Source organism: Curtobacterium sp. DN_7.5, assembly GCF_022655355.1.
Taxonomy (GTDB): domain Bacteria; phylum Actinomycetota; class Actinomycetes; order Actinomycetales; family Microbacteriaceae; genus Curtobacterium; species Curtobacterium luteum.
In genome coordinates, this window is record NZ_CP093378.1 from 392,211 (window position 1) to 416,540 (window position 24,330).

At 71.9% G+C, this 24,330-nt stretch carries 27 protein-coding genes; 18 read left to right on the forward strand and 9 right to left on the reverse strand.

The window, feature by feature from the left end:
• Window positions 1-86: 86 nt before the first annotated feature.
• From MON03_RS01900 to MON03_RS01915, 4 genes are all read right to left on the reverse strand, one after another.
• The gene (locus MON03_RS01900) at window positions 87-1,373 is read right to left on the reverse strand and encodes an alpha/beta hydrolase (RefSeq protein WP_242090181.1); all 1,287 of its coding nucleotides are present in this window, start codon (window positions 1,371-1,373) and stop codon (window positions 87-89) included.
• Window positions 1,370-3,439: a bifunctional lysylphosphatidylglycerol flippase/synthetase MprF gene (locus MON03_RS01905; RefSeq protein WP_242090183.1), complete on the reverse strand. Its 2,070-nt coding sequence runs from the start codon at window positions 3,437-3,439 to the stop codon at window positions 1,370-1,372. Before MON03_RS01905 ends, MON03_RS01900 begins: the two co-directional genes overlap by 4 nt.
• Window positions 3,440-3,520: 81 nt before the next feature.
• Window positions 3,521-4,717, reverse strand: a complete 1,197-nt coding sequence (locus MON03_RS01910) for a histidine kinase (protein WP_175328863.1) — start codon at window positions 4,715-4,717, stop codon at window positions 3,521-3,523.
• A complete protein-coding gene (locus MON03_RS01915; protein WP_022903756.1) occupies window positions 4,710-5,342 on the reverse strand; it encodes a response regulator in 633 nt (210 codons plus the stop codon). The genes MON03_RS01910 and MON03_RS01915 overlap by 8 nt, the downstream gene beginning before the upstream one ends.
• Window positions 5,343-5,398: 56 nt before the next feature.
• Between MON03_RS01915 and MON03_RS01920 the strand changes: the two genes are divergently transcribed.
• Window positions 5,399-6,193: a GntR family transcriptional regulator gene (locus MON03_RS01920; RefSeq protein ID WP_229727995.1), complete on the forward strand. Its 795-nt coding sequence runs from the start codon at window positions 5,399-5,401 to the stop codon at window positions 6,191-6,193.
• 133 nt (window positions 6,194-6,326) lie between these two features.
• Here MON03_RS01920 and MON03_RS01925 read toward each other — a convergent pair whose 3' ends face one another.
• Entirely contained in the window at window positions 6,327-6,779 is a 453-nt protein-coding gene (locus MON03_RS01925) for a PTS sugar transporter subunit IIA (protein ID WP_242090185.1), read from the reverse strand.
• Entirely contained in the window at window positions 6,776-7,012 is a 237-nt protein-coding gene (locus tag MON03_RS01930; RefSeq protein ID WP_058741885.1) for a PTS sugar transporter subunit IIB, read from the reverse strand. The genes MON03_RS01925 and MON03_RS01930 overlap by 4 nt, the downstream gene beginning before the upstream one ends.
• A 181-nt stretch (window positions 7,013-7,193) precedes the next feature.
• On the opposite strand from MON03_RS01930, the gene MON03_RS01935 reads away from it, so the two are divergent.
• The 12 genes from MON03_RS01935 (at window position 7,194) to MON03_RS01990 (ending at window position 17,847) form a co-directional block, all read left to right on the forward strand.
• Window positions 7,194-8,462 carry a PTS transporter subunit EIIC gene (locus tag MON03_RS01935; RefSeq protein WP_242090187.1) on the forward strand — a complete coding sequence of 423 codons (1,269 nt, stop codon included), beginning with the start codon at window positions 7,194-7,196 and terminating at the stop codon, window positions 8,460-8,462.
• 125 nt (window positions 8,463-8,587) lie between these two features.
• On the forward strand, window positions 8,588-9,499 hold the full coding sequence (locus tag MON03_RS01940) for a metal ABC transporter solute-binding protein, Zn/Mn family (RefSeq protein WP_242090189.1): 912 nt from the start codon (window positions 8,588-8,590) through the stop codon (window positions 9,497-9,499).
• Entirely contained in the window at window positions 9,496-10,371 is an 876-nt protein-coding gene (locus MON03_RS01945; RefSeq protein ID WP_242090191.1) for a metal ABC transporter ATP-binding protein, read from the forward strand. The genes MON03_RS01940 and MON03_RS01945 overlap by 4 nt, the downstream gene beginning before the upstream one ends.
• Window positions 10,371-11,303: a metal ABC transporter permease gene (locus tag MON03_RS01950; RefSeq protein WP_242090193.1), complete on the forward strand. Its 933-nt coding sequence runs from the start codon at window positions 10,371-10,373 to the stop codon at window positions 11,301-11,303. The genes MON03_RS01945 and MON03_RS01950 overlap by 1 nt, the downstream gene beginning before the upstream one ends.
• On the forward strand, window positions 11,300-11,713 hold the full coding sequence (locus tag MON03_RS01955) for a Fur family transcriptional regulator (RefSeq protein ID WP_175328857.1): 414 nt from the start codon (window positions 11,300-11,302) through the stop codon (window positions 11,711-11,713). The genes MON03_RS01950 and MON03_RS01955 overlap by 4 nt, the downstream gene beginning before the upstream one ends.
• A 10-nt stretch (window positions 11,714-11,723) precedes the next feature.
• Window positions 11,724-12,419: an alpha/beta fold hydrolase gene (locus MON03_RS01960; RefSeq protein ID WP_242090196.1), complete on the forward strand. Its 696-nt coding sequence runs from the start codon at window positions 11,724-11,726 to the stop codon at window positions 12,417-12,419.
• A gap of 514 nt (window positions 12,420-12,933) precedes the next feature.
• Window positions 12,934-13,170 (forward strand): 50S ribosomal protein L28, encoded by a 237-nt coding sequence (gene rpmB / locus MON03_RS01965; RefSeq protein WP_022903747.1) that lies wholly within the window; start codon window positions 12,934-12,936, stop codon window positions 13,168-13,170.
• The gene (rpmG, locus tag MON03_RS01970; RefSeq protein WP_022903746.1) at window positions 13,170-13,340 is read left to right on the forward strand and encodes a 50S ribosomal protein L33; all 171 of its coding nucleotides are present in this window, start codon (window positions 13,170-13,172) and stop codon (window positions 13,338-13,340) included. The genes rpmB and rpmG overlap by 1 nt, the downstream gene beginning before the upstream one ends.
• 2 nt (window positions 13,341-13,342) lie before the next feature.
• On the forward strand, window positions 13,343-13,648 hold the full coding sequence (gene rpsN, locus MON03_RS01975; protein WP_022903745.1) for a 30S ribosomal protein S14: 306 nt from the start codon (window positions 13,343-13,345) through the stop codon (window positions 13,646-13,648).
• A 233-nt stretch (window positions 13,649-13,881) separates the two neighbouring features.
• Window positions 13,882-14,169: an HU family DNA-binding protein gene (locus MON03_RS01980; protein ID WP_022903744.1), complete on the forward strand. Its 288-nt coding sequence runs from the start codon at window positions 13,882-13,884 to the stop codon at window positions 14,167-14,169.
• 178 nt (window positions 14,170-14,347) lie between these two features.
• Window positions 14,348-16,543 carry a bifunctional copper resistance protein CopD/cytochrome c oxidase assembly protein gene (locus MON03_RS01985; protein ID WP_242090198.1) on the forward strand — a complete coding sequence of 732 codons (2,196 nt, stop codon included), beginning with the start codon at window positions 14,348-14,350 and terminating at the stop codon, window positions 16,541-16,543.
• Window positions 16,540-17,847 carry an ATP-dependent DNA helicase gene (locus MON03_RS01990; RefSeq protein ID WP_242090200.1) on the forward strand — a complete coding sequence of 436 codons (1,308 nt, stop codon included), beginning with the start codon at window positions 16,540-16,542 and terminating at the stop codon, window positions 17,845-17,847. The genes MON03_RS01985 and MON03_RS01990 overlap by 4 nt, the downstream gene beginning before the upstream one ends.
• A 139-nt stretch (window positions 17,848-17,986) precedes the next feature.
• Here the strand turns inward: MON03_RS01990 and MON03_RS01995 are convergent, their stop codons facing one another.
• The gene (locus tag MON03_RS01995; RefSeq protein ID WP_022903741.1) at window positions 17,987-18,538 is read right to left on the reverse strand and encodes a DUF4383 domain-containing protein; all 552 of its coding nucleotides are present in this window, start codon (window positions 18,536-18,538) and stop codon (window positions 17,987-17,989) included.
• Window positions 18,539-18,773: 235 nt separating this feature from the next.
• Between MON03_RS01995 and MON03_RS02000 the strand changes: the two genes are divergently transcribed.
• Window positions 18,774-19,568, forward strand: a complete 795-nt coding sequence (locus MON03_RS02000) for a phosphatase PAP2 family protein (protein WP_022903740.1) — start codon at window positions 18,774-18,776, stop codon at window positions 19,566-19,568.
• 191 nt (window positions 19,569-19,759) lie between these two features.
• Complete coding sequence (locus tag MON03_RS02005; protein WP_242090202.1) at window positions 19,760-20,899, forward strand: CE1758 family FMN-dependent luciferase-like monooxygenase; 1,140 nt, start codon at window positions 19,760-19,762, stop codon at window positions 20,897-20,899.
• 143 nt (window positions 20,900-21,042) lie between these two features.
• On the opposite strand, the gene MON03_RS02010 is transcribed toward MON03_RS02005, so the two are convergent.
• Together MON03_RS02010 and MON03_RS02015 are read right to left on the reverse strand one after the other, a co-directional pair.
• A complete protein-coding gene (locus MON03_RS02010; RefSeq protein WP_350355072.1) occupies window positions 21,043-21,423 on the reverse strand; it encodes a DMT family transporter in 381 nt (126 codons plus the stop codon).
• Window positions 21,424-21,433: 10 nt separating this feature from the next.
• Window positions 21,434-21,748: a DMT family transporter gene (locus tag MON03_RS02015; protein WP_242090205.1), complete on the reverse strand. Its 315-nt coding sequence runs from the start codon at window positions 21,746-21,748 to the stop codon at window positions 21,434-21,436.
• A 73-nt stretch (window positions 21,749-21,821) separates the two neighbouring features.
• On the opposite strand from MON03_RS02015, the gene MON03_RS02020 reads away from it, so the two are divergent.
• The 3 genes from MON03_RS02020 (at window position 21,822) to MON03_RS02030 (ending at window position 24,301) form a co-directional block, all read left to right on the forward strand.
• Window positions 21,822-22,400 (forward strand): TetR/AcrR family transcriptional regulator, encoded by a 579-nt coding sequence (locus tag MON03_RS02020; RefSeq protein WP_031273556.1) that lies wholly within the window; start codon window positions 21,822-21,824, stop codon window positions 22,398-22,400.
• A 100-nt stretch (window positions 22,401-22,500) separates the two neighbouring features.
• Window positions 22,501-23,517, forward strand: a complete 1,017-nt coding sequence (locus MON03_RS02025) for a permease (RefSeq protein ID WP_242090207.1) — start codon at window positions 22,501-22,503, stop codon at window positions 23,515-23,517.
• Complete coding sequence (locus MON03_RS02030) at window positions 23,504-24,301, forward strand: TIGR03943 family putative permease subunit (RefSeq protein ID WP_242090209.1); 798 nt, start codon at window positions 23,504-23,506, stop codon at window positions 24,299-24,301. Before MON03_RS02025 ends, MON03_RS02030 begins: the two co-directional genes overlap by 14 nt.
• Window positions 24,302-24,330: the final 29 nt, after the last annotated feature.

Consider the following 24,330-nt stretch of genomic DNA (forward strand, 5'->3'; position numbering starts at 1 on the left):
TTTCGCGCATGGTGCGAGGGGCAAGGTCTCGCACCATGTGCACAACCTCGCACCATGGCATCGCACCGCCGTGTCGCCCCCCCGGGTCAGCGGAACAGCGCGCCGCACAGCCGCGGCAGCTCCGCCCGCAACGACCACTGCACGGTGTTCCAGTCGTGACCGCTCCGTGGCGCCGACGCGATCGTGGTCCGGATGCCGGCCCGGGTGGCGGCGGCGCCGAGTTCCCGAGCGTTCTCGCTGAACTCGCGGTCGCTCGACCCCGCCGTCAGCCAGAGCTCATGCCCGCGGTACGGCTCGTGCGCGGCCATGAGCGCCCGCGGTGCCGCTGCCTCCCAGCGGGCGACCGAGCCGCCGAACGCCTGGTCCGCGCTGTGCTGCGGCGATTGGTCGATCGGCTGCAGCTCACTCGAGATCGCGAGCGCGGCCCCGAAGTCGTCCGGGTGCCCGGTCAGGAACTGCACGGCGCAGGTCGCCCCCTGCGAGAACCCGACCATGCCCCAGTGCGCGCGGTCCCGGGTCACCGGCAGGTGTGAGGTCGTCCATGCTGGGACGTCCTCCGTGACGTAGGTGTCGACGTCGCCGAGCTGCGAGTCGACGCACATCGTGTTGCGTCCTGGTGCGGAGAGCTGGTCGACGGACAGCACGATCGGCGCGCGACCGTGGTGCGCGGCGGCGTACGCGTCGAGCACGGTGCTCATCCGGCCCGCCGTGAACATGTCGCTCGGGGCTCCGGGTTGCCCGGCGAACGCGAGGACGACGGGCAGCGGCCGCGGGTCCCGCACGAGGGCGGCCGGCGGCAGGTAGACGACCGCGGGCCTGGCGTCGAAGTGCGACCGCCGGCCGGGGATCTCCACGGTGCGCACCTCGCCCACCGCCGGCATCGTGGTCGCCGGCGTCGCGTGCGCGTCGAACGCCGGGAACGGGTCGCTGTCGACGACGGTGCCGAGGGTCGGGTACTTCGCGAACTCCACGTTGACCCCGAGCGCCGGGACGAGCATCGCCGCCGGCACGAGGACGATCGCCATCGCGCGGCGCCAGCGTCCTCCCTGCACCAGGGCGGTGCCCGCGAGGGCGAGGGTCGCGGCAGCGAGCGCGCACCACATCCGTGTCACCGGGCTGAGGGACACCCCGAACAGGTCGAGCACGTCGCTCGTCAGCCAGCAGGCGAGGAGCACGACCGCGGCTGCGGCTGCGGCGATCCCCGCTCGCACCCCGACACCGCGCCACGCAACGGGAGAGCGCCAAGCAACACCTCGATGCCGGACCGCGGGCAGGAGCACGAGCAGCGCGACCACCGTGAACGCCACGTCGATCGGCACGAGCTTCGACGGGGCCTGCAGCTGTGTCGCGAGCAGCCACTCGGTCGCGGTCATCCCCGGCCGGCCTGCGAGGTGGGACGTGCGCCGCCAGCTTCGGCGCCCGCGGCCGTGACGTCACTCCGCCGGTGCGCCTGGCGGAGCGCCCAGAGGTGCTTCGGCCGGAGCCCCGGGACGTACGCGGTCGCGAGTGCCCGCGCCACCCGGGGCACGTGCAGCGGGGTCGGCACCACGAGCCAGAGCGGCTCGTGGCGCGCGCCGAACTTCTCCTTGAACCGCTGCAGGGACCGGAAGCCGTACACGGGTTCGAGCACACGGGCCAGCAGCGCCGACCCTCGGGCGACGAGCGCACCCGCGTCGGGGTGCACGGCCAGCGGTGTGCCGGACAGGCTGATCGTGGTGAGCCCGGCCTCGCGGGCGCGCAGTGCGGTGCGGGCGATGAGGAACTCCATCACCCCGGGCATGCCGCCCTCGCCCCGGCGCATCACGTCGAGCGTCCAGCCGGTGAGGGTCCCGTGCTCGTACACGGGTAGCCAGCTCGTCACGCCGACGACGTGGTCCTCGGCGTCGAGCGCGAGCATGAGCCGCACGTCGGGGTCGTCGAGCTCCCGGAGCCCGCCGAGCGTGAAGCCCATCTCCGGCAGCCGACGGTCCGCCGCCCACCGGGTGCAGATCGCCTCGACCTCGTGGCGGTGCGTGTCCGAGAGCGCGCCGAAGGTCGTCCACGCGTCCCGAACGCCCTCGCGGTCGGCGCGGTTCGACGCCGTCCGGAGGTCCTGCCGCTTCTTGCCGCTCAGGCTGAACGCCGTGACGTCGAGCACCGCCTCGACGCCGACCGGCAGCGCTGTCCAGCCGTCGGCAGCGAGGATCTCCCGCACCGGCTCGTGCACGCTCGTGAACGCGGGCACCCAGCCCTTGCGCTCGCAGGAGTCCGCGAAGTCCCGGAGGACGACTGCGCGGTCGGCGGCGGCGCAGACGGGATCCGAGACCGTCAGCGCGACGTCCCCGTGCACGCGGTACGCCACCGCACCCAGCCCCGCCGGGTGCACCCAGGTGGCGTTCCCGTGCCAGGTGCCCATGTGCCCGAGGCTGCCGGCGTCCCCGTCGCGGAGCATCGCCACGAGCGCGGCCTGCGAGCCGTCCACGGCGCGGAAGCGTGCCCGGACGAGACGCCCGTGCAGCCCGAGCACCACCGCGAGGACGACCGCCGGCACGACCCAGGCGCCGAGGAGGGTCGCCTGCCACTCGAGTGCGTCGAGCCCGAGCCCCTGCCACTGCACCCCGCCGTCGTGCAGGGGTTCGATGAGGAACGCGTCCGCGAGCACGACGGTCAGGACGACGAGCACCCCCACGGCGATCGTGACGCCGAGTCGCCGACCGTGCTGCACGAGCCAGGCGGCAAACAGCAGGAGCATCCCGACCGCGGCGGTCGAGTCGTCGCGCATCGCGTCCGCGAAGGGCGACAGGACCCCGTCGGCGTCGGGCACGACGAGCGTCACCAGGGTGCCCGCTCCGAGCGCGCTCAGCGTCGCCACCACGACGGTGCGCGCGGGCGGCAGGGCGCGGACGGTTCGGTCCGCCTCGTGGTGGACCGGCCTGGAGGCACGGTGCGCGACGAGCGCGCCCGCTGCGGTCCCGAGGAGGGTCGCCAGGGCACGTGCCAGGTCCGATCCGTGCCCGGCGAACAGCACGAGCGTGAGGACGACCGTCCACAGGACCGTCCGGACGCGCCACCGCCACTGGAGCGTCATCGTGGCCGAGGCGGCCCCGAGGAGTGCCACGGCGACGGTCGAGGGTGCGAGGAGCGGTTGGCCGGTCGCCGTCTCGGCGTGGGCCTCGCCGAGCGCGGAGCCGACGGTCACCGCGACGAGCGTTGCCAGCACGGCGAGTGCGGGAGCGACGACGCCGATGACGACGGTCCGGACCGACCCGAGCGCGCGTTCGGCCACCACGGTCGTCGCGACCACCGCGGCGAGTGCCAGGCAGGCGACCGGCGGGTGGTGCGGGAAGTCCGGCTCCGAGTGCAGCAACCGCGCGGAGACGACCGCGAGCACCGCGGCGACCGCCACGACGACGGAGACCGGGAGCGCGCGGAGACGGGTGAGGACGGGAGGAACTGCCACGGTCTCATCGAAGCGGTCGCCGCACCCCGGGCACATCGCTCCGCGGCGTGATCCTCGGATGGCCGATCGGCCACCGGGCGGTCATCCGACCGGCGGGGTGTGCTCGGCCGGGATCCGGAGGTGCAGGGCGAAGCCGTCACCGGGCTGCGGGCCGGCCTCGAGCGACCCGCCGAGCAGTGAGGCCCGCTCGCCGAGCCCGATGAGCCCGAGCCCGGACCCGGGGAGCTCGAGGCGGTCCGCACGCGCCGGACCGTTCACGAGGTCGACGAGCACGGTCCCGTCGTGGAGGCGTGCGCTCACCCGCACCGCGGCGTCCGGGGCGTGCTTGCGCACGTTCGTGAGGCCTTCCTGCACGAAGCGGTACACGGCACGCTGCACGGGTTGGCCGAGCGTCTCCGGCAGGTCCACGGTCGCGGTGGTCTCGAGGCCGCTGTCGGCGATGAGCCGCGGGAGGTCGGCGAGCACCGGCTGCGGGGCGATCTCCCGCGCGGTGCCGCCCGAGGCGCGGAGCACCTGCACCATCTCGCGGAGCTCCTGCAGCGTGACGACGCAGAGCTGCCGGATCGTGCGGGCGAAGCCGCGCTCGGCCTCGTCGCGCCCGGCGACCTGCACGGCTCCGGCCTGGACGGCGATGAGGGTGACCTGGTGCGAGACGACGTCGTGCATCTCGCGGGCGAGGAGTGCCCGTTCGCGGGAGAGCGCGACCTCGGCGGCCTGCCGTCGTTCGTCCTCGCGGGCCAGACGGACCTCGGTCAGCTGCTCGGTCAGGCGGGCGCGCGTCCGGACGAGCAACCCGATGGCGAGCGGCCCGATGGCGAAGATGGCGGCGTACAGCACCGACACGACGAGCTCGCCCATGGTCTGCGGCGGTCCGACGAACCCGGCGAAGCCGACGAACTGCACGGCGGCGGCGACGAGCATCAGCCAACGGCGGTCGGTCCGCTCCCCGAGCGTGAACAGCGCGATGCTCGCCGCGACGACCGCCGACCCGACGAACAGGCCGGGCATCGTCAGCGCGAAGGCGAGCACCGGGGCGCGGCGTCGGAGCAGCAGCGCCGCGGCGGCGGCGAGCGACAGCCAGGTCTCGAGGGCGGTCGCTCCCGAGATGTCGAGCACGGCGTCGGCGACGGCGGCGGCGACGAAGAGCGCGTCGACCAGCCACCACGGTGCCCGGTGCGCACGCGCCCAGCGCAGGCCGGTGTCGACGAGGCGGTCGAGCCTCCCGTCGGCGTCGTGCAGCGCCTGCGCGAGCCGGGTCCGGTCCCGGTGCTCAGCCATCCAGGAGTCCTGCCTCGGCGGCGCGCAGCGCCAGCTGGACCCGCGTCGCGACGCCGAAGGTCACGAGCAGGGCGCGGACGTCCTCCTTGACGGTGCCCGTGCTGACCCCGAGCCGGCGTCCGATCTCGGGGTTGCTGGCCCCGTCGGCGATGCACGCGAGGACGGCGCGCTCCCGATCACTGAGGTGCGGCGGCTCGATCGGGGCCCGTGCGGCGAACAGCCGTCGACGGTCGACCCCCGGTGCGATCACGACGCCACCGCGGGCGAGGACGCGGACGTACTCGGCGAGGGCCTCCGGGTCGGTGTCCTTGAGCAGGAAGCCGGCGGCGCCGAGTTCCATCGCCCGACCGATGTACTCCTCCGCGTCGAAGGTCGTGAGCATCGCGACCGAGGGCGGGTCCGTGAGGGACTGCAGCTCGCGGAGGACGTCCAGCCCGTTGACGTGGGGCATGCGGACGTCGAGCAGCACCACGTCCGGGCGGTGCTCAGCGATCACCCGCACGGCGTCCACGTCGTTCGACGTCGCCACCACGTCGATGTCCGGGGCCGCACCGAGGATGAGTTCGAAGCCGTACCGGACGAGCGTCTCGTCGTCGACGATCACCACCGAGGTCACGGGCGTCATCTTGTCACGGGCGTTGGTGTTCGGAGACGGACTCGCTACTGTGATGGGAACTGGTCATGTCCGCGCATGACCACCTCTCGTACCACCAGGACAGCAACGGAGCAGACCGAGCGATGACGACCCGCATCACCGAGGGTGCTGAACCCAAGCACCAGCAGCTGCGGCGGATCCTGCTCGACCTCGCCACCACGCGCCTGGCGCCCGGCGCCGCGATCCCGTCCGAGCGGCAGCTCATCCAGGAGTACGGGGTGTCCCGGATCACGGTGCGCGAGGCCCTCGGCCAGCTCGTCAACGAGGGCTACCTCGAACGGGTCCGCGGCAAGGGCACCTTCGTCGCACACCGCCCCGTGCAGTCGACGCTGCACCTGGCGTCCTTCACGGAGGAGATGCGGGCGCTCGGGCACGTCCCGACCACCGTCGTGCTCGTCCGCGAGGAACGCGTCCCGCCGTCGGACACCGTCGCGGCGCTCCGCCTCGGCGAGGGCGAGACGGCGTACCACCTCAAGCGTCTCCGGATGGCGGACGGGGCGCCGGTGTCGATCGACGACGCCTGGCTCTCGGCGTCGGCGTTCCCCGGCCTGCTCGACCAGGACCTGTCGGGGTCGGTGTACTCGCTCGCGGCGACGGAGTACCGGACGCCGATCGACCGGGCGCAGCAGACCGTGGCGGCGAAGCCCGCGGCCGACGAGGTGGCGACGCTGCTCGGCACGAAGACCGGGGCGCCGGTGCTCGAGTTCGACCGGGTGTCGTACTCGGGGGACCGGCCCGTCGAGCACTCGCGCTCGTGGTACCGGTCGGACCGCTACCGCGTGCAGATGGAGGTCACGGCGGCGCCGCAGGCGGTCGCGTAGGCGCGCGCGGCGCGCGACGCGCGGCCCGAGACTCGGGCTGAGCGACAGTTCTCGGGCTCCGGGCCGCGAGAACGGTCGCCCACGCCGAGACTCGGCGCGCGCGGCCCGAGACTCGGCGCGCGCGGCCCCGCGCCTACGCGTCGAAGAGCGCGTCGCCCTCGCGGACCGTGGTGCCGACCGTGCCCTGCGGCACCGAGTCCGGCGCGGAGCCGAGCACGACGACCGGGCAGATCGGCGAGTAGCCGGCGGCCGAGATGACCGACGGGGTGAACCGGACGACCGGGTCACCCGCCGAGACCGTGTCGCCCTCGGCAGCGAGGAGCTCGAAGCCCTCACCCCCGAGCTTCACGGTGTCGATGCCGACGTGCACGAGGACGTCGGCGCCCGCAGCACCCTGCAGCGCGAACGCGTGTGGGTGCAGCTTGACGATGGTCCCGTCGACCGGGGCCACGGCGGTCACCGCACCCTCGACGCCCGTCGGGTCGACCGCGACCCCCGCGCCGACGAGCTGCCCGGCGAACACCGGGTCGGGCACGTCGGCGAGCGCGACGACCGGACCGCCGAACGGCGTGCGGACCGCCGTCACAGCTCGTCCTGGATGTCCTGCGCGAGGTTGTCCGCGATCGGACCGACGATGACCTGCCACCCGGTGCCCCCGCCGACGACGGCCTGGGCGCCGGCGGCCTGGAGCGCGGCCTTGTCCACGAGGTCCCCGTCCTCGACCTCGACGCGGAGGCGCGTGATGCAGCCCTCGACCTCGTCGATGTTGTCGGCACCGCCGAGCGCGGCGATGATGTCGGCTGCCTTGATGTCGGCCATCGTTTCCTCCTCGTTAAGGGTGTTCGTACCAGGTTGACATGCGTTCGGTTGCGGTTCAGACTACGGAACTGGTCATGACCGGACAGGACCGGCTCGGCACTACGCCGAGGCTACCGGCGACACCCGCGCGACTCAACTCCCCGATACCCCGCAGCTCCACCCGACGACGAGAGGAACTCCGATGAGCGTCACCACCGCCACGGACGTGCCGGAGAAGAAGGCCCCGAAGAAGCAGTCACGTTTCTTCGCCAACGCGCAGCGCCTCGGACGGAGCCTGCTCCTGCCGATCGCGGTCATGCCCGCCGCGGGCATCCTGAACCGCCTCGGGCAGAGCGACATGCTCGGCGCCATCCCGGGGTTCGGTGACGGAGCGAACGTCATCGGCGCGGCGGGCAGCGCGATCTTCACCTGGCTGCCGCTCCTCTTCGCCGTCGGCATCGCGATCGGCTGGGCGAAGAAGTCGGACGGCACCACGGCGCTCGCCGCGGTCGTCGGCTACATGGTCATGTACCAGGTCTTCGCGGTCATGTCCCCGCTCGTCCTCAAGGGCGTCAAGGACGCGAACGGCGACCAGGCCACCATCAACTTCGGCGTCCTCGGCGGCATCGTGATGGGCCTCGTCGCAGCGGGTCTGTGGCAGCGGTTCCACCGGACGAAGATGCCCGACTTCCTCGGCTTCTTCTCGGGTCGCCGCCTCGTGCCGATCCTCACCGCGGCCGCCGGTCTCGTCATCGCCGTCCTGATGTCGCTCGTCTACCGCTACTTCGACATCGCCCTCACCGCGGCCGGCCAGGCCGTGGCGGACAACGCCGTCATCGGTGGTGGCCTCTTCGGGTTCGCCAACCGTCTGCTCATCCCGGTCGGCCTGCACCAGCTGCTGAACTTCTTCCCGTGGTTCCAGCTCGGCAGCTTCACCGACGCGGCCGGCACGATCGTCCACGGCGACATCCCGCGCTTCCTCGCGGGCGACCCGACCGCCGGCATCTTCCAGACCGGCTTCTTCCCGATCATGATGTTCGCGCTGCCGGCCGGCGCCCTCGCCATCTGGCGGAACGCCAAGCCGCAGAACCGCAAGCTGGTGGGTGGCATCATGCTCTCCGCGGCGCTCACCTCGTTCGTCACGGGCATCACCGAGCCGCTCGAGTACTCGTTCATGTTCGTGGCGTTCCCGCTCTACGTCATCCACGCGTTCCTCACGGGCACGTCCCTCGCCCTCGTCAACGCCCTGGGCATCCGCGACGGTTTCTCGTTCTCGGCCGGAGCGATCGACTACCTGCTCAACTTCGGCAAGGCGGACGGTGCGATCTGGCTCATCCCGATCGGCCTCGGCTACGCGGTCGTCTACTACTTCCTGTTCTCGTTCGTGATCAAGAAGTGGAACCTCCGCACGCCCGGCCGCGAGGAGGACACGATCGCCGAGAACACGATCGACGCGGCCACGAAGCCGTAGACGTCACCACCTGACGGACTGGAGGCGCGGTGCCAGCCGGTACCGCGCCTCCAGTCCGTCCACTGGCGCCTTCCTCACGCGACTGATTTTGACAACCGTTATCAACAAGCGCTAGCGTCGTCGACATGCAGCAGCGTCTCCTCGTCCTCCCGCTCGTCGCCGGCGCAGCCGCGCTCGCCCTGACCGGCTGCGCGGCCGGCTCCGGCTCCGGTGACGCCAGCTCGGACGGCACGATCCGGGTCGTCGCCTCCACCAACGTGTACGGCTCGCTCGTCGAGTCGATCGGTGGCGAGCACGTCTCGGTGACGAGCCTGCTCGACGACCCGTCGCAGGACCCGCACTCGTTCGAGGCGAGCGCGAAGACCCAGCTCGCGGTGTCGAAGGCCGACCTCCTCATCGAGAACGGCGGCGGCTACGACGACTTCATGACGACCCTCGCGGACGCCTCGAACACGAAGGCCGACACCATCAACGTCGTGCAGCTCTCCGGCCTCGACAAGGGTGGCGACACCGAGTTCAACGAGCACGTCTTCTACGACTACCCGACGATGGTGAAGCTCGTGGACGACGTCGCGACGCGGCTCGGCGACCTCGACGGTGCGGACAAGAGCACCTTCGAGGCGAACGCGAAGACCCTCTCCGGGAAGCTCGAGCAGCTCGAGTCGCAGACGGCCTCGCTCAAGACGAAGTACGACGGCGAGGAGGTGGCGTACACCGAGCCCGTGCCGGGGTACCTCTTCGACGCGATCGGGCTCGACAACGTCACGCCCGAGAAGTTCTCCGAGGCGATCGAGGAGGGCGACGACGTCCCGCCGGCCGCCCTCAACGACACGCTCGGGCTGTTCCGCCAGAAGTCCGTGAAGCTGCTCGCGTACAACGAGCAGACGTCCAGCCCGGAGACCGAGCAGGTCAAGAAGGCAGCCGACCAGGCCGGTGTCCCGGTCGTCGGTGTCACGGAGACGCTCCCGAAGGGGGAGGATTACGTCTCGTGGCAGCAGGCGAACATCGACGCGGTGACGGCGGCGCTGGCGAAGTGACGACCGTCCAGACCTCCTCGCGGACCGCCGCGGCCCCGGGCCGTGGCGGTTCCGCCGTGCTCGCCCTGCGTGACGCGGCGCTCTCCTACGGTGTGCGACCGCTGTGGTCCCACCTGGACCTCGACGTCGCGCCGGGGGAGTTCCTCGCGGTGCTCGGACCGAACGGCGCCGGCAAGACCTCGCTCCTGCGGACCGTGCTCGGCCAGCAGCGGCTGACGAGCGGCTCGATGTCGTTCCTCGGGCAGCCGGTGCGTCGCGGACACCGGCGGATCGGGTACATCCCGCAGCAACGCCTGATGGAGGCCGGGACGCCCCTCCGCGCCCGGGACATGGTCGCCCAGGGCGTCACCGGACACCGCTGGGGTGTCCGGCCGGTGTCCCGTGCGGACCGGGCCCGGATCGACCGCATCCTCGACGAGGTCGGTGCGACGGCGTTCGCGGACGCCCCGGTCGCCGAGCTCTCCGGCGGCGAGCAGCAGCGCACCCGCGTCGGGCAGGCCATCGCCGCCGATCCCGCGCTGCTCCTCTGCGACGAACCCCTCATCTCGCTCGACCTCCGGCACCAGCGCGGCGTGACCGAGCTCATCGACCGGCAGCGTCGACAGCGGGACGCGGCGGTGCTCTTCGTGACGCACGACGTCAACCCGATCCTCGACGTGGTCGACCGGGTGCTCTACATCGCCGGCGGGCGTTTCCGGATCGGTGCGCCCGACGAGGTCCTCCGCTCCGACGTGCTCAGCGACCTCTACGGCACGCCCGTGGACGTCGTGCGGACCATGGGGCGGATCGTCATCGTCGGGGCGAACGAGGCCGCCCACGACCACCACTGCGACCCGGACCCGCACGTCGTGCCGGACGAAGGGCGGATCTGATGGACGTGTGGTCGCAGGTGTTCTCCTTCCAGGACTACGGCGAGCTCCTGGTGCTCGTGCAGAACTCGATCTGGGCGGGCGCGGTGCTCGGCATCGTCGGCGGGCTCATCGGCCCGTTCGTCGTCGCCCGCAACATGCCGTTCGCCGTGCACGGCATCTCGGAGCTCTCGTTCGCGGGGGCCTCCGCGTCGCTGCTGCTGGGCGTCAACGTCGTGACCGGGTCGCTCGTCGGCTCGGTCATCGCGGCGCTGCTCATCGGGCTGCTCGGGTCACGGGCGCGGGAGCGCAACTCGATCATCGCCGTGCTCATGCCGTTCGGGCTCGGGCTCGGCATCCTCTGCCTCGCGCTCTACAAGGGGCGGGCGGCGAACAAGTTCGGCCTGTTGACCGGGCAGATCGTGTCGGTCGACAACCCGCAGCTGACCTTCCTCGTCGTGATCGCCGCGATCGTCGTCGCGACCCTGCTCGTCGTCTGGCGCCCGCTGATGTTCTCGTCCGTCGATCCCGACGTCGCCGCCGCGGCGGGCATCCCGGTGCGGACGCTCGCGATCGTGTTCATGCTCGTGCTCGGCCTCGCCACCGCGGTCTCGGTGCAGATCGTCGGCGCGCTCCTCGTGCTCTCGCTGCTCGTCACACCGGCCGCCGCGGCGCTCCGCCTGACCTCGCACCCGGTCGTGGTGCCGGTGCTGTCGACCGCGTTCGCCGTCACCTCGGTGGTCGGCGGCATCCTGCTCGCCCTCGGCGGCGGCTTGCCGATCAGCCCCTACGTCACCACGATCTCCTTCGCCATCTGGGTCGTGTGCCGCATCGTCGGAGCGCGGAAGGACCGCCGCGGACGCGACCGGGTCGCCGGGCGCGAGCGGGACGGCGGAGGCGATCCGGGCCTCCAGACCGGTGCCGGAGTGGACACGAAGATCGGAGCCAGCGCGTGAACGCCGTGCAGAAGCCCAAGCGGAACACCTGGCAGCGGGAGGCCGTCCGCGGCGCCCTCGGCTCGACCGAGGGGTTCGTGAGCGCGCAGGCACTCCACCAGCACCTCCGCGAGGGGGGCTCGACCATCGGACTCGCGACCGTCTACCGGGCGTTGGCCGACCTCGCCGCGGAGGGGGACGCCGACTCACTGCAGCAGGACGGCGAGTCCCTGTACCGCGCGTGCACGACCGATGCGCACCACCACCACCTCATCTGCCGGAACTGCGGTCGCACGGTCGAGATCGAGGCGGACCCCGTCGAGCGGTGGGCGCAGGAGGTCGCGGCGCAGCACGGCTTCACGAACGCGAGCCACGTCGTCGACATCTTCGGCGAGTGTGCGGCGTGCACCGCGGCGCGGGCGGGCGCGTAGCCTGCGGGACATGCACGTGATCCTGGTGCCAGGGTTCTGGCTCGACGCGAGTGCGTGGGACGACGTCGCTCCGGTGCTGGTCGCAGCCGGTCACTCGGTGCAGGCGGTCACCCGGACGGGCGACTCGCTCGACGCGCAGGTCGCCGCGCTCGTGGCACTGCTCGACGAGGTCGCGACGGCCGAGGAACAGGTCGTGCTCGCGGGACACTCCGGCGCTGGCCCCATCGCCTTCATGGCAGCCGACCAGCGGCCGTCGCTCGTGGCGCACCTGCTCTACGTCGACACGTTCCCCGGGCCCGAGGGCGGGTGCGTCAACGACGAGCTGCCCGTGGTGGACGGCGTCGTCCCGCTGCCGTCGTGGGACGTGTGGGAGGAGCCGACCGTCCGGGGCATGACGCCGGCGCTCCGCGAGGCGTTCGAGCGTCGTGCGGTCCCCGAGCCCGCGGCGCTGCCCTCGGACCCGTTCCACTACGCGGACCCGGCGCGGCACGCGATCCCGGCGACGGTGATCTCGTGCGAGATGCCGGCGTCGGACCTCGCCGCGATGGTGGCGGACCACCAGGCATGGGCGGCCGAGCTCGTGGCGACCGAGGACCTCACGATCGTGGGGCTCGACACCGGGCACTGGCCGATGTTCACGGCGCCGCGGGAGCTCGGCGAGCTCATGGTGCAGGCGCTCGCGCCGAAGTCGATCGACGGGCCGTAGCGGCCCGGTGGGTGCGGCCCGCTCGGGCGGTCGCGACGCCCCGCTGTACGGACGCCGACCGGTCACGAACCGTCGCACTGTCGTCGGCGAAGCGACCGTTGTTGACCTGCCAGCATCCACGAGCGGGGTGTCGTGACCTCACGAGCGCCGCGCCCGCACGAGCGCCGCGCTGCCACGCGAGTGGAACCGGCCCGCCGGACCCGCACCGTGCCTCCCGGCCGACGCAGGCACGCACGCGCTCACCCGCCCGGCTTGCGACACGCCCGAGGCTCGCGTAGAGTCTTCCCTTGGTCCTCCGCGCCTGCGCGGAGAACAGCTCGTTACCAAGCCCTCCGACCGTCGCGAACGCCGCGGTCGCGCGGTGCCCACGGTCCCTTCGACAGGGGCTGCGGGACTGGGCGGTGCGCACAACCCCCTCGCTCGACCGGCCCCTCGTGGGCAGTGACAGCGCGTGTGCACCAGGCAAGTGACCTTGGGTGCGGTCGTCCGACCGCACGGTACTCAGGAGGAAACCATGGCAGCAGTGTGCCAGGTGACCGGCGCCACCCCCGGCTTCGGTCACAACATCTCGCACTCGCACCGCCGGACGAAGCGCCGCTTCGACCCGAACGTGCAGAAGAAGACGTACTACGTGCCCTCGCTTCGTCGTAACGTCACGCTCACGCTCAGCGCGAAGGGCATCAAGGTGATCGACGCACGCGGCATCGAGTCCGTCGTCAAGGATCTCCTCGCCCGTGGGGAGAAGATCTGATGGCGAAAAAGGGTCAGGACATCCGTCCGATCATCAAGCTCCGCTCCACGGCGGGCACCGGGTTCACCTACGTGACCAAGAAGAACCGTCGCAACAACCCGGACCGTCTCGTGCTCAAGAAGTACGACCCGGTGGTCCGCAAGCACGTCGACTTCCGTGAGGAGCGCTAAGCATGGCGAAGAAGAGCAAGATCGCGAAGAACAACCAGCGCGCCGAGGTCATCGCGCGCTACGCCGAGCGTCGTCTCGAGCTGAAGAAGGCCCTCGTGGACCCGAACGGCACCGACGAGTCGCGTGAGGCCGCCCGCGTCGGCCTGCAGAAGCTCCCGCGCGACGCGTCGCCGGTCCGTTACCGCAACCGCGACGCCATCGACGGTCGCCCCCGTGGCCACCTCGGTGAGTACGGCATCAGCCGTGTCCGTTTCCGCGACATGGCCCACCGTGGCGAGCTGCCGGGCATCACGAAGAGCTCCTGGTAAGCGAACACCCCCGTCGGACGCCCCGTCACCTGCTGGTGGCGGGGCGTTCGCCGTGTCCGGGGTACATCGCTCGTCACATCGGCCACATCTGACCCGTTGAACCCGCGACAGGCCCGGAAATCCGGGCGAGTCGGACGGAAACGCCCCGGACGGCTGGTAGGTTCGACCCCGGTTCCACGGGCATCGCGCCTGATGGCCCGACACATACCGAAGAAGTCCGAGGAGGACATCCAATGGCTGACAAGTCCCTGAACCGTACCGAGCTCGTCGCTGCCGTCGCGCAGGAGTCCGGCCAGAGCCAGGCCACCGTGAACGGCGTCGTCGACGCTCTGTTCAGCGTCGTCTCGAGCTCGGTCGCCGACGGCACCAAGGTCACGATCCCCGGCTGGATCGCCTTCGAGAAGACCCACCGCGCCGCGCGCACCGGCCGCAACCCGCAGACGGGCGAGGCCATCGAGATCGCCGCGAGCGACTCGGTCAAGGTCAGCGCCGGCTCGAAGCTCAAGGCTGCTGTCAAGTAACACGGACCTGCTGGTGAGGGGGACGGCTGCGGCCGTCCCTTTCGCATGTCCGGGGACGGTCCCGCCGGTCCGTCCGTCCCGCGGCCGGTCCGTCCACCCCGCCGGGAGGCCCGGATCGCCGTCCACAGGTCGGCCCGCCGGGTTCTGTGGCCGGGTGGGCACCGCCTAGGCTTGTCGGGTGAACCGGATCGCGCGCACCATCGGCCCCGCCGTGCTGCTGCTCGCCGCGTTCTTCTCGCTGCTCATCGCCCTCGTGGTCGGTGGGGGAGCGAACCCCGCGCTCATCGCCGACCCCGGTGCCGCGGTCCGCTTCGGGCTGCCCATCGCGCGCATGATCGTCGACCTGGCCGCAGCCGCCACCATCGGCGGCCTCGCGCTGGCCACGATCGGGTTCTCGCGGACGGCCCGGGAGTGGGACCGCGCGATCGACGTCGCCGCCGGGGCGGCCGGCGTCTGGACCGTGGCGAGCGTCGTCGCGACGTTCTTCACCTTCCTCAGCGTCGCCGGGTCGCAGGTGTCGCTCGACGAGCAGTTCGGGCAGTCGATGGGGGTCTTCCTCACCGGCACCGACCTCGGGCTCGCCTGGCTCGTCACCGTGCTCGTCGCCGCTGCGGTCACGGTGCTCTGCTTCGCCGTCCGGTCCCGGGGCATGGTCGCCCTGACCGCCGGGGTCTCCATGGTCGGCCTGATCCCGCTCGCGCAGCAGGGGCACGCCGCCGGCACCGCGAGCCACGACGCCGCGGTCACCGCACTCGGCCTGCACCTGGTCGGCGCCGCGCTCTGGGTCGGCGGCCTCGTGATGCTCGTGCTCGTCCGCCCGGTGCTCGACGCGGACCGGCTCCCGCTCGTCGTCGGGCGTTACTCGAGCATCGCGCTGGGGTGCTTCGTGCTCGTCGCGGTCTCCGGGACGGCCTCCGCGCAGATCCGGGTCGGGACGTTCCCGAACCTCCTCACGCCGTACGGCATCCTCGTCCTCGTCAAGATCGGGGCGATCATCGCGATGGGGGTCCTCGGCGCCGTGCAGCGTCGTCGGGCGATCCGAGCGCTCTCCACCCGGCCGGAGGGCCGACGGACGTTCTGGGTGCTCGTCGTGACCGAGCTCGCGGTGATGGGCGTGGCGTCCGGGTTCGCGGCAGCGCTCGGGCGGACCGAGACGCCGACCGACCAGATCGCGCTGAGCAAGACCACCGACCCGACGCCGGCCGAGCTCCTCACCGACGACCCGCTGCCCCACGCGCCCGGCGCCTGGGGGTGGCTGACCGCGTGGAACGTCGACCTCTTCTGGCTCATGGCGGCCGTCCTGCTCGCCGCCACCTACACGGCCGGGGTCGTTCGACTGCGCCGCCGCGGTGCGACGTGGCCGGTCCGACGCTCGGTCGCAGCGGGCATCGCCGTCGTGTGCCTGGTCCTCGCGACCTCGAGCTCGCTCCACACGTACGACCGGTTCCTCGTGTCGGCGAACGTCGGTGCGCACGTGCTGCTCGGTCTGGTCGTCCCGGCGCTGGCGTGGGCGGCTGCGCCCGTCCGGCTCGTCCGGGCTGCGGTCCACCCGCGCGACGACGGCAGTACGGGGGTGCGCGAGTGGACCGGCGTGCTCGTGGACAACGCCGTCGTGCGCTACCTCGTGCAGCCGTTCCCGGCCTTCGTCCTGCTCGCCGCGGTGTGGTGGGTGTACTTCGACACCCAGGTGCTCCGTTGGTCGGTGAGCGACCCCACCGGGCGCACGGTGGTCGACGTCGTGTTCCTGCTCGTCGGGATCATCGCGCTGCCGGGGCTGCTCACACCCGTCGCTGCCGGAGCGGGTCGTGCCACCCGGTCGGCGGCGGTCGTGCGGATCGTCGGCGGAGTCGTCGCCGCCGCCGGGCTCGTCTCCCTCGGTGTCGCGATGCGCGGGCCGCTGGGGCTGCTGCAGGCGTCGTGGTTCGGTGCGATGGGCCGGACGTGGGGGCCGGACCCGCTCGTGGACCAGGCTCGCGGCGGCGCGGTGCTCGTGGTCGCGGGGGTCGCACTGCTGGTCCTGGTCGTCGTCGTGGTGCTCGTGCGGCTCCGTCGGGACGGAGCCGCGACGGCCGCGACGGTCGCCGGGGCCGGGGCCGGGGCGTCGCGGCCGGCGGTCCCGCGTTCCGTGCGCGACGAGGCTGCCGCACCGGACGACGGAACCGACGTCGAACACGGCGGTCGCGTGGTTCGAGGTCGGGATCATGGTTCGACGTCGAGCCACATCGCGGACCCGGACGACGACTTCGACGACGAGAGCCCCGACAGCGACGTCGCCCGGACGGAGTCGGCCGACCACGTCGACGCACCGGGCACCGAGGCGGAGGCGATCCGCGCCTCCCGACCGGGTCCCGACCACGGGGCGGGCGCACCGTGACGGTCGAGCTCAGTGCCGAGCAGCGGGCGGTCTTCGAGTACATCGAGCACACCCGTGACCACGTCTTCATCACCGGGCGCGCGGGTACCGGCAAGTCGACCCTGCTGAACCACCTGTCGTGGCACACCGAGAAGCAGGTGGTGATCTGCGCTCCGACCGGGGTCGCGGCCCTGAACGTCGGCGGACAGACGATCCACTCGCTGTTCCGGCTGCCGATCGGCCTCATCGCCGACGCCGAACTCCGGCAGGGCCCGGACACCCGCAAGCTCCTCAACACGATCGACACCCTCGTGATCGACGAGGTCTCGATGGTGAACGCCGACCTCCTCGACGCGATGGACCGATCGCTCCGCAAGGCCCGCGGCCGGCAGTTCGAGGCCTTCGGCGGCGTGCAGGTCGTCATGTTCGGCGACCCGTACCAGCTGCCACCGGTGCCGGGCGACGGGGACGAGCGCGCCTACTTCACCGACCACTACCGGTCGATGTGGTTCTTCGATGCGAAGGTCTGGCTCGAGGCCGAGCTGCACATCGTCGAGCTCGCGACCGTGCACCGGCAGCGGGATGACGCCTTCGCGGCGATGCTCACCGCCGTGCGGCACGGACGGGTGACCGCGGACATCGCCGGCCGGCTCAACGCCGCCGGCGCGCGGTCGGCACCCGACGACGCGATCACCCTCGCCACCCGGAACGACACGGTGGCCCGGATCAACAAGGCGGCCCTCGAGCGCCTGCCCGGCAAGGTCAAGACCGCACGTGCCGACGTCAACGGCGACTTCGGCGGGCGGAACTTCCCCGCGGACGAGGCCCTCGAGCTGAAGCCGGGCGCGCACGTGATGTTCCTCCGCAACGACCCCGACCAGCGCTGGGTGAACGGGACGCTCGGCGTCGTCACGACCATCCGCGACACCGTCTGGGTGGACGTCGACGGGGAGTCCTTCGAGGTCCAGCCCTCCGTGTGGGAGAAGTTCAAGTACTCCTACGACCCGGACAAGAAGGAACTGAAGAAGGACACCGTGGGGGAGTTCCAGCAGTTCCCGCTCCGCCTCGCGTGGGCGGTGACGATCCACAAGTCGCAGGGGAGCACCTACGACCGGGCCGTGGTCGACCTCGGCAACCGCGTGTTCAGCGCCGGGCAGACGTACGTCGCGCTGTCGCGGCTGACCTCCCTCGACGGCCTCTACCTGACGCGTCCGTTGCGGCCGCAGGACATCATCGTCGACCTCGACGTCCGGCGTTTCATGTCCGAGGCACCGCGTGTGGTCGCGACGGAGCTCGAGGCGGCGCCACGAGCGGACGGGGCCTGAGCGGCGCGGGCGGTGTGACGCCCGATCGGCCGACGGCCGACGGCTGGCGGCTGGAGGTTGGTGGCAGCGCGGACCAACCCGACGGCACGGTGCCCCGCCGACCACGGAGGTCGACGGGGCACGGTTCGGTCAGGGTTGGTCAGCTGTGCGCAGCCTCCGCGTGCAGCAGGTCGCGGTTGTCGCGGTCGGCTCGCAGGGCTCGCAGGTTCTCGCGGTCGGCACCGAGCGCGGTGACCAGCAGGATGAACCCGACGACGGCGTGGAACCCGTTGTCGACGCCGTTCAGCGCGAAGACGTTCGCCGAGGTGTTCGAGAAGAAGAAGCCGTACAGGGCGAGCACGATCAGCACGATGCCGGCGAGGAGGTTCAGGTTGCGCGACCCGATGGTCGTCCCGAGTCCGCCGATGAGCATCGCGGCAGCGAGGAGCGTCCAGACGAGGCACAGCGCGGGGTTCACGAGGAACACGCCCCACAGGAAGCCGCCGTCGTTGCCGAAGAAGGCGTGGCCGCCGTCACCGGCGAAGAAGAAGCCCAGGATGCCCCAGATCGCCAGGATCGCACCGACGGTCAGGGCCAGGCCCCGGTTCGGTGAAGCGGTGATGCCCGGTTCCTTGATGGCCACGTCGGTCTCCTCCTCGTCCACGCCCGGCGACCAGTACGCCGGGACGTTGCTCGCGGGCCGTGACGCCACGCGTTTCCCAGCGTCCGACCTGCTCGCCAACGGTATCGTGTCCGACCCCGACCGACCGAATCCTGCGGCCTGCCCGGACCCGTCCGACGGACGGCCACGGAGGCGGCCGACGAGCCGGACGACGACCCCTGTCAGCACGACCCCGAGGAGGACCAGACCGGTGACGCGGACACCAGTTCCAGGCCCCGTCGTCTCGCGGCGGGGACGGTGGGCGCTGCTGTCGGCTCTCGGGTTCGTGATCGTGCCTCTCGTGTACGCGGTCGCCGTGTTGACGCCGCTCGGTCAGCGGGCGGAGGACGCCGCGCTCGGCGGTGTCCGTGAGTCCGACCTGTTCGGGTCGGACACGGCACTCAACGTCATCTCGGTGCCGGTGATCCTGTTGCTCGTCGTCGTGATGGTCGCCGTGGCGTTCGCCCGACGACGTCTGGCGGTGGGGCTCGGAGCCGGTGTCGTCGTGCTCGCGTCGGCAGCGACCTCGACGCTCGTCAAACATATCGCCGTGCGCCCGGAGATCGCCCAGTCGACGACGCCGAACTCGTTCCCGTCCGGACACGCGACGATCGCCCTCGCCGCGCTGTTCGGTGTCCTCATGGTCACGCCCCGGCGGTGGCGACCACTCATCACCATCGTGGGGGCGGCCTACGCGGTCTTCGTGGCGAACCAGACCGTCGTCTACGGCTGGCACCGGGTGAGCGACATCGTGGGCGCCTCGGCGATCGCGCTGTTCTGGACCGGCCTGGTGCGGGCGGCGGGCCCCCGGGTCGACCGGGGTGAGCGCGGGGACCGTGACGGACGGCGAGGCCCCCGGCGCCTGGTCGGCATCGTGCTGCTCGTCGCGCTCGGCCTCGCGCTGGCGGTCGGGGTCGCTGCGCTGGCCGTCGGGTTCTCGGGCACGGCGCACGACCACGCGGCGCTCCTGCTGGCGGGCCGGCTCGCGTCGAGTGCGAGCATCCTCGCGGTGGTCGCCACGGTCTGGTTCGCGGACGGGATGCATCCGGCGCCCAGGGCGGACGCAGCGGCTCGCCCGTGACGGTCAGCGCGGTCGCGCAGCCGACGCGCGCAGCAGAGGCTGCGGCCCGCCCGGAGCGGGCAGTGCTGTCGCGCCGCCGACGCACACAGCGGGCGCGGTCCTCCGCTGCTCTGGCGGGAATGTCTCCGCGTGCGCTACGTTGTACCCGGCAAGTCGATGCAAACGCATTGAAAAGCGAAGGGCAGCACACCATGCAGTTCGGGATCTTCACGGTCAGCGACGTCACGACCGACCCCACCACCGGGACGACCCCGGACGACACCCAGCGCGTGAGGGACATCCTCACGATCGCCGAGCACGCCGACCAGGCGGGCCTGGACGTCTTCGCCACGGGTGAGCACCACAACCCGCCGTTCGTCGCGTCGAGCCCGACGACGATGCTCGGCTACCTCGCCGGACGCACGAAGCACATCACGCTGTCGACGTCGACGACGCTCATCACCACGAACGACCCGGTGCGCATCGCCGAGGAGTACGCGATGCTCCAGGTCATCTCCGACGGCCGCATGGACCTCATGATGGGCCGCGGCAACACCGGCCCGGTGTACCCGTGGTTCGGGCAGGACATCCGGCAGGGTGTCAACCTCGCGATCGAGAACTACGCGCTGGTCCGCCAGCTGTGGGAGAACGACGTCGTGAACTGGCAGGGGAAGTTCCGCACTCCGCTGCAGGGCTTCACCTCGACCCCGCGTCCCCTCGACGGCGTGCCTCCGTTCGTCTGGCACGGCTCGATCCGCACCCCGGAGATCGCCGAGCAGGCCGCCTACTACGGCGACGGGTTCCTCCACAACAACATCTTCTGGCCGATCCAGCACACCGAGCAGATGGTCGGCCTCTACCGCCAGCGCTTCGAGCACTACGGCCACGGTCGCGCCGACCAGGCGATCGTCGGGCTCGGCGGCCAGTTCTTCGCGCGCAAGAACTCGCAGGATGCGTGGGACGAGTTCCGCCCGTACTTCGACAACGCACCGGTCTACGGGCACGGCCCCTCGATGGAGGACTTCACCGCACAGACCCCGCTCACCGTGGGTTCCCCGCAGCAGGTCATCGACCGGTACGCGACCATGAAGGACCACGTCGGGCACTACCAGCGCCAGCTGTTCCTGGTGGACCACGCCGGCCTGCCGCTGAAGACGGTGCTCGAGCAGATCGACATCCTCGCCGAGGACATCGTCCCCGAGCTCCGCAAGATCAACGACGACGGCCGTCCGGCCGACGTGCCGTCCGACCCGCCGTCGCACGCGGACCGCGTGGCCGCGGCCATGGCAGCCGGCACGGTCGGCAGTGACCACGTCGCCGCCGAGGGCGAGTGGACGGGCGCGTCCGTCTGATCGCGTGACCGCACGACGGCCTGGAGGCGCGGTGCCAGCTGGCACCGCGCCTCCAGGCCGTTCATGGGTTGCGTCGCGGACCGGCGCTGCCGAGTCTCGTGCTGGGCGACACTGCTCGCGCCCCCGACCCCGAGAAGTGTCGCCTACGCCGAGTCTCGGGCACCGCCGGCCGAGACTCGGACAGCACCGGCCGAGTCTCGGGCACCGCCGGCCGGCCGCGCGGGCACGAGCTTCAGGCCGACCACGCACCCGACGATCCCCGCGATGAACAGCAGGCGCAGGGCCGTCACGGGCTCCGCGCCCGTCGCCATGCCCCAGAGCACGGTCAGTGCCGCGCCCGTCCCGGTCCACACCGCGTACGCCGTGCTGATCGGGATGTGCCGGAGGACGTACCCGAACGCGCCGAGGCTCACCGCGATCGTCGCGACGAAGACCAGGGTCGGCCCTGGGCGGGTGAAGCCGCGGCTCTCGCCGAGCGCCGTCGCCCAGACCGTCTCGAGTGCGGCGCTGACGAACAGGACCACCCACGCCACCTCAGCTCACCACCTTGAGGCCGACGACGCAGGCCACGAGCGCGAACACCAGGGCCAGGCGGGCGAGGGACGCAGCTTCCTGCCGGCGGAGCACCGCGACGACCACGGTCAGCGAGGCGCCGATGCCGACCCACACCGCGTACGCCGTCCCGACCGGGATGGCGGTCATCGCGTACGCCAGCCCGGCCATGCTCAGGGCCATGCCCGCGACGAACACGATCGTCGGCACGACCTTCTTGAACCCGTCAGACGCGCTCAGGGCGGAGGCCCACACGGCCTCGAGCACGCCGGACAGCACCAGCACGACCCACGTCATCGCTCTGCTCCTCCTGCATAGTCGCACAACTGTACGAGAAAGAAAGTAGCACGCTCGTGCGAACATGGCACCCGTGGCCAGGAGCATCGACGTCGGAGAACGTCGCCGGATCGTGTCCGACGCAGCGGCGCGGGTGCTCGCTCGGAACGGCCTCGGCGCGCTCAGCGTGCGCGGCGTCGCGGCCGAGGCCGGACTCCCGCCCTCGACCGTCCGGTACGTCTTCCCCACGCAGGCGAGCGTCCGGACGCACGCGCTCGAGACCGTCTTCGACGCCACCACCCGCCGCGTCGACGCCGTGCCCGAGACGCTGCCCGACCGGGAACGTGCCCGCCGCATCCTGCTCGAGCTGCTGCCCCTCGACGAGGAGCGGCTCATCGAGCTCGACGTCTACCTCGCGCTCGGCAACGCGGCGCTGACCGACCCGGCGCTCCGGCCGGCGCTCGACCGCGTGGTCTCCGACATGCAGCAGTGGACCGAGCAGATCGTCCGCCTGGTCGGCGTGCCCGAGGCCGAGCGTGTGTTCGAGGCGCAGCGGCTGCACGCCCTCATCGACGGTCTCGCGATGCACGTCTCGCGCCTCGCGCCGGGGGAGTCCGGCGACTGGGCGATCCGTGTGCTCGACCGGCACCTGGACGGCCTCGCCCCGCGCTGAGGCCCCGGGGCGGTGCCGGCGCCCGCGTCGCGGTCCCGCGCGACGGGCACGCCGACTCGTTGACACCGAGCGGCAGCCCCGGTCGCCTATCGTGGCCAAGGTGACGCGCGCGACCGCCACCGCCACGACCCCGTCCCGGAGCCGCACCGGCCCGGGTCTCGTGCTGGTCGCAGTCGTCGCGCTCCTCGGCGTCCGAGTCCTCTCGCCGACCGTCGGGTCCGCCGGACTGCCGGACGTCGTGCAGGACTTCCTGACGCTGGCGATCAGCGTCGTCGTGGAGTCCCTGCCCTTCGTCGTGCTCGGCATCCTGCTCTCGATCGTCGTCGAGGTGTGGGTCCCCGTGGGCGTACTCGAACGGGTGCTCCCGCAGCGCGCGGTCCCCCGTCGAGCCGTGATCTCGCTCATCGGGATGCTGTTCCCGGTCTGCGAGTGCGGCAACGTCCCGCTCGCCCGCGGTCTCATGCTGCGCGGGTTCACCCCGGCCGAGGCGGTGACCTTCCTCGTCGCCGCCCCGATCCTCAACCCCCTCGTGATCATCAGCACGGCGCAGGCGTTCGGCTGGTCCGGGTGGATCCTGCCCGTGCGCATCGTCGGCGGCTTCGTCGTCGCGAACCTCGTCGGCTGGATCGTGGCCGCGCACCGACGTCCGGCCGAGCTGCTGCTGCCCACGTTCGAGGCGCGCTGCCGCACAGCCGTCGGTGCCCCGCCGTCCCGAGACCGCTGGCGGGACAGTGCGGCGCAGTTCGGCGGCGAGACCGCGACCATGATGCCCGCCCTGTTCGTCGGCGCCGGGCTGGCCGCGGCCGTCCAGGTCGCCGTACCCCGTTCGACGCTCGTGGCGATCGGCGCGAACCCCGTGCTCTCGGTCGGCGCGATGATGCTCCTGGCCATGACGGTGTCGCTCTGCTCGAACGTCGACGCGTTCTTCGCGCTGTCGTTCGCCTCCACCTTCCTGCCCGGGTCGATCACCGCCTTCCTCATCATCGGACCGATCATCGACGTGAAGATGCTCGTCCTGCTCCGCACGACGTTCCGAGTGCGCTTCCTCGTGCTGCTCGCCGTCGTCTGCGTCCTGTTCGCCGCGACCGTCGGGTTGGTGATGAATGTCCTCGTCTGAGTCGACCGCGCCGGCGGCGCTGGGTCTCGGGTCCGTCCTCGCGGTGGCGCTGTGCACGCTCTGGCTGGCGGTCGTCGGTCACCTCGACCTCTACATCAACCCGCGGTACGCCGTCTTCACCGTCGTGCTCGCGGCCGTCGCGGTGCCGGCCGCGGTCGCCGGACTCGTCGTCGTCGCGCGCGGGCACGCCCACGCGCACGGTGACACCGAGGCCGACGCGCACGGCGTCCACGGCGGACGGCCGGGAGGCGCGGGTCGTCCCGTCCGCGTCGTCCTCGGCTGGGCCGCGGCGCTCGTGACGATCGGGGTGACGGTCGCCATGCTCGTGCTGCCGCCCGCGACGCTGTCCGCCCGGACCGCCCAGCAGCGCAGCGTCGATGCCGCGACGCTGTCGAACGCGACCGGAGCGCAGGGGGTCTCGCTCCTCGGCAGCGACGCGGTCGACACGTCCGACTACGGCGTCAAGGACTGGGCCGCCCTCATCCGCCAGTCCACCGACACGAGCGCCCTCGTCGGGAAGCGGGTGGAGCTCACGGGGTTCGTCGTCCCTGCCGGCGACGGATCGTTCACGCTGACCCGGTTCGTGATCAGCTGCTGCGCCGTCGACGCGCAACCGGTCGGCCTCGGCGTGACCACGACCGGGGCCGTCCCCGACGCGGACCGCTGGGTCACGGTGCGCGGCTCCCTCGTCGCCAACCCCGACCAGTCCGCCGCCGCCAGGATCGTCGTGAAGGCGTCCTCCGTTCGACAGATCGCGCAGCCGAGTGACCCCTACGAGTACTGACCACGCTCGACGCCCCCGTCGCGACCGCT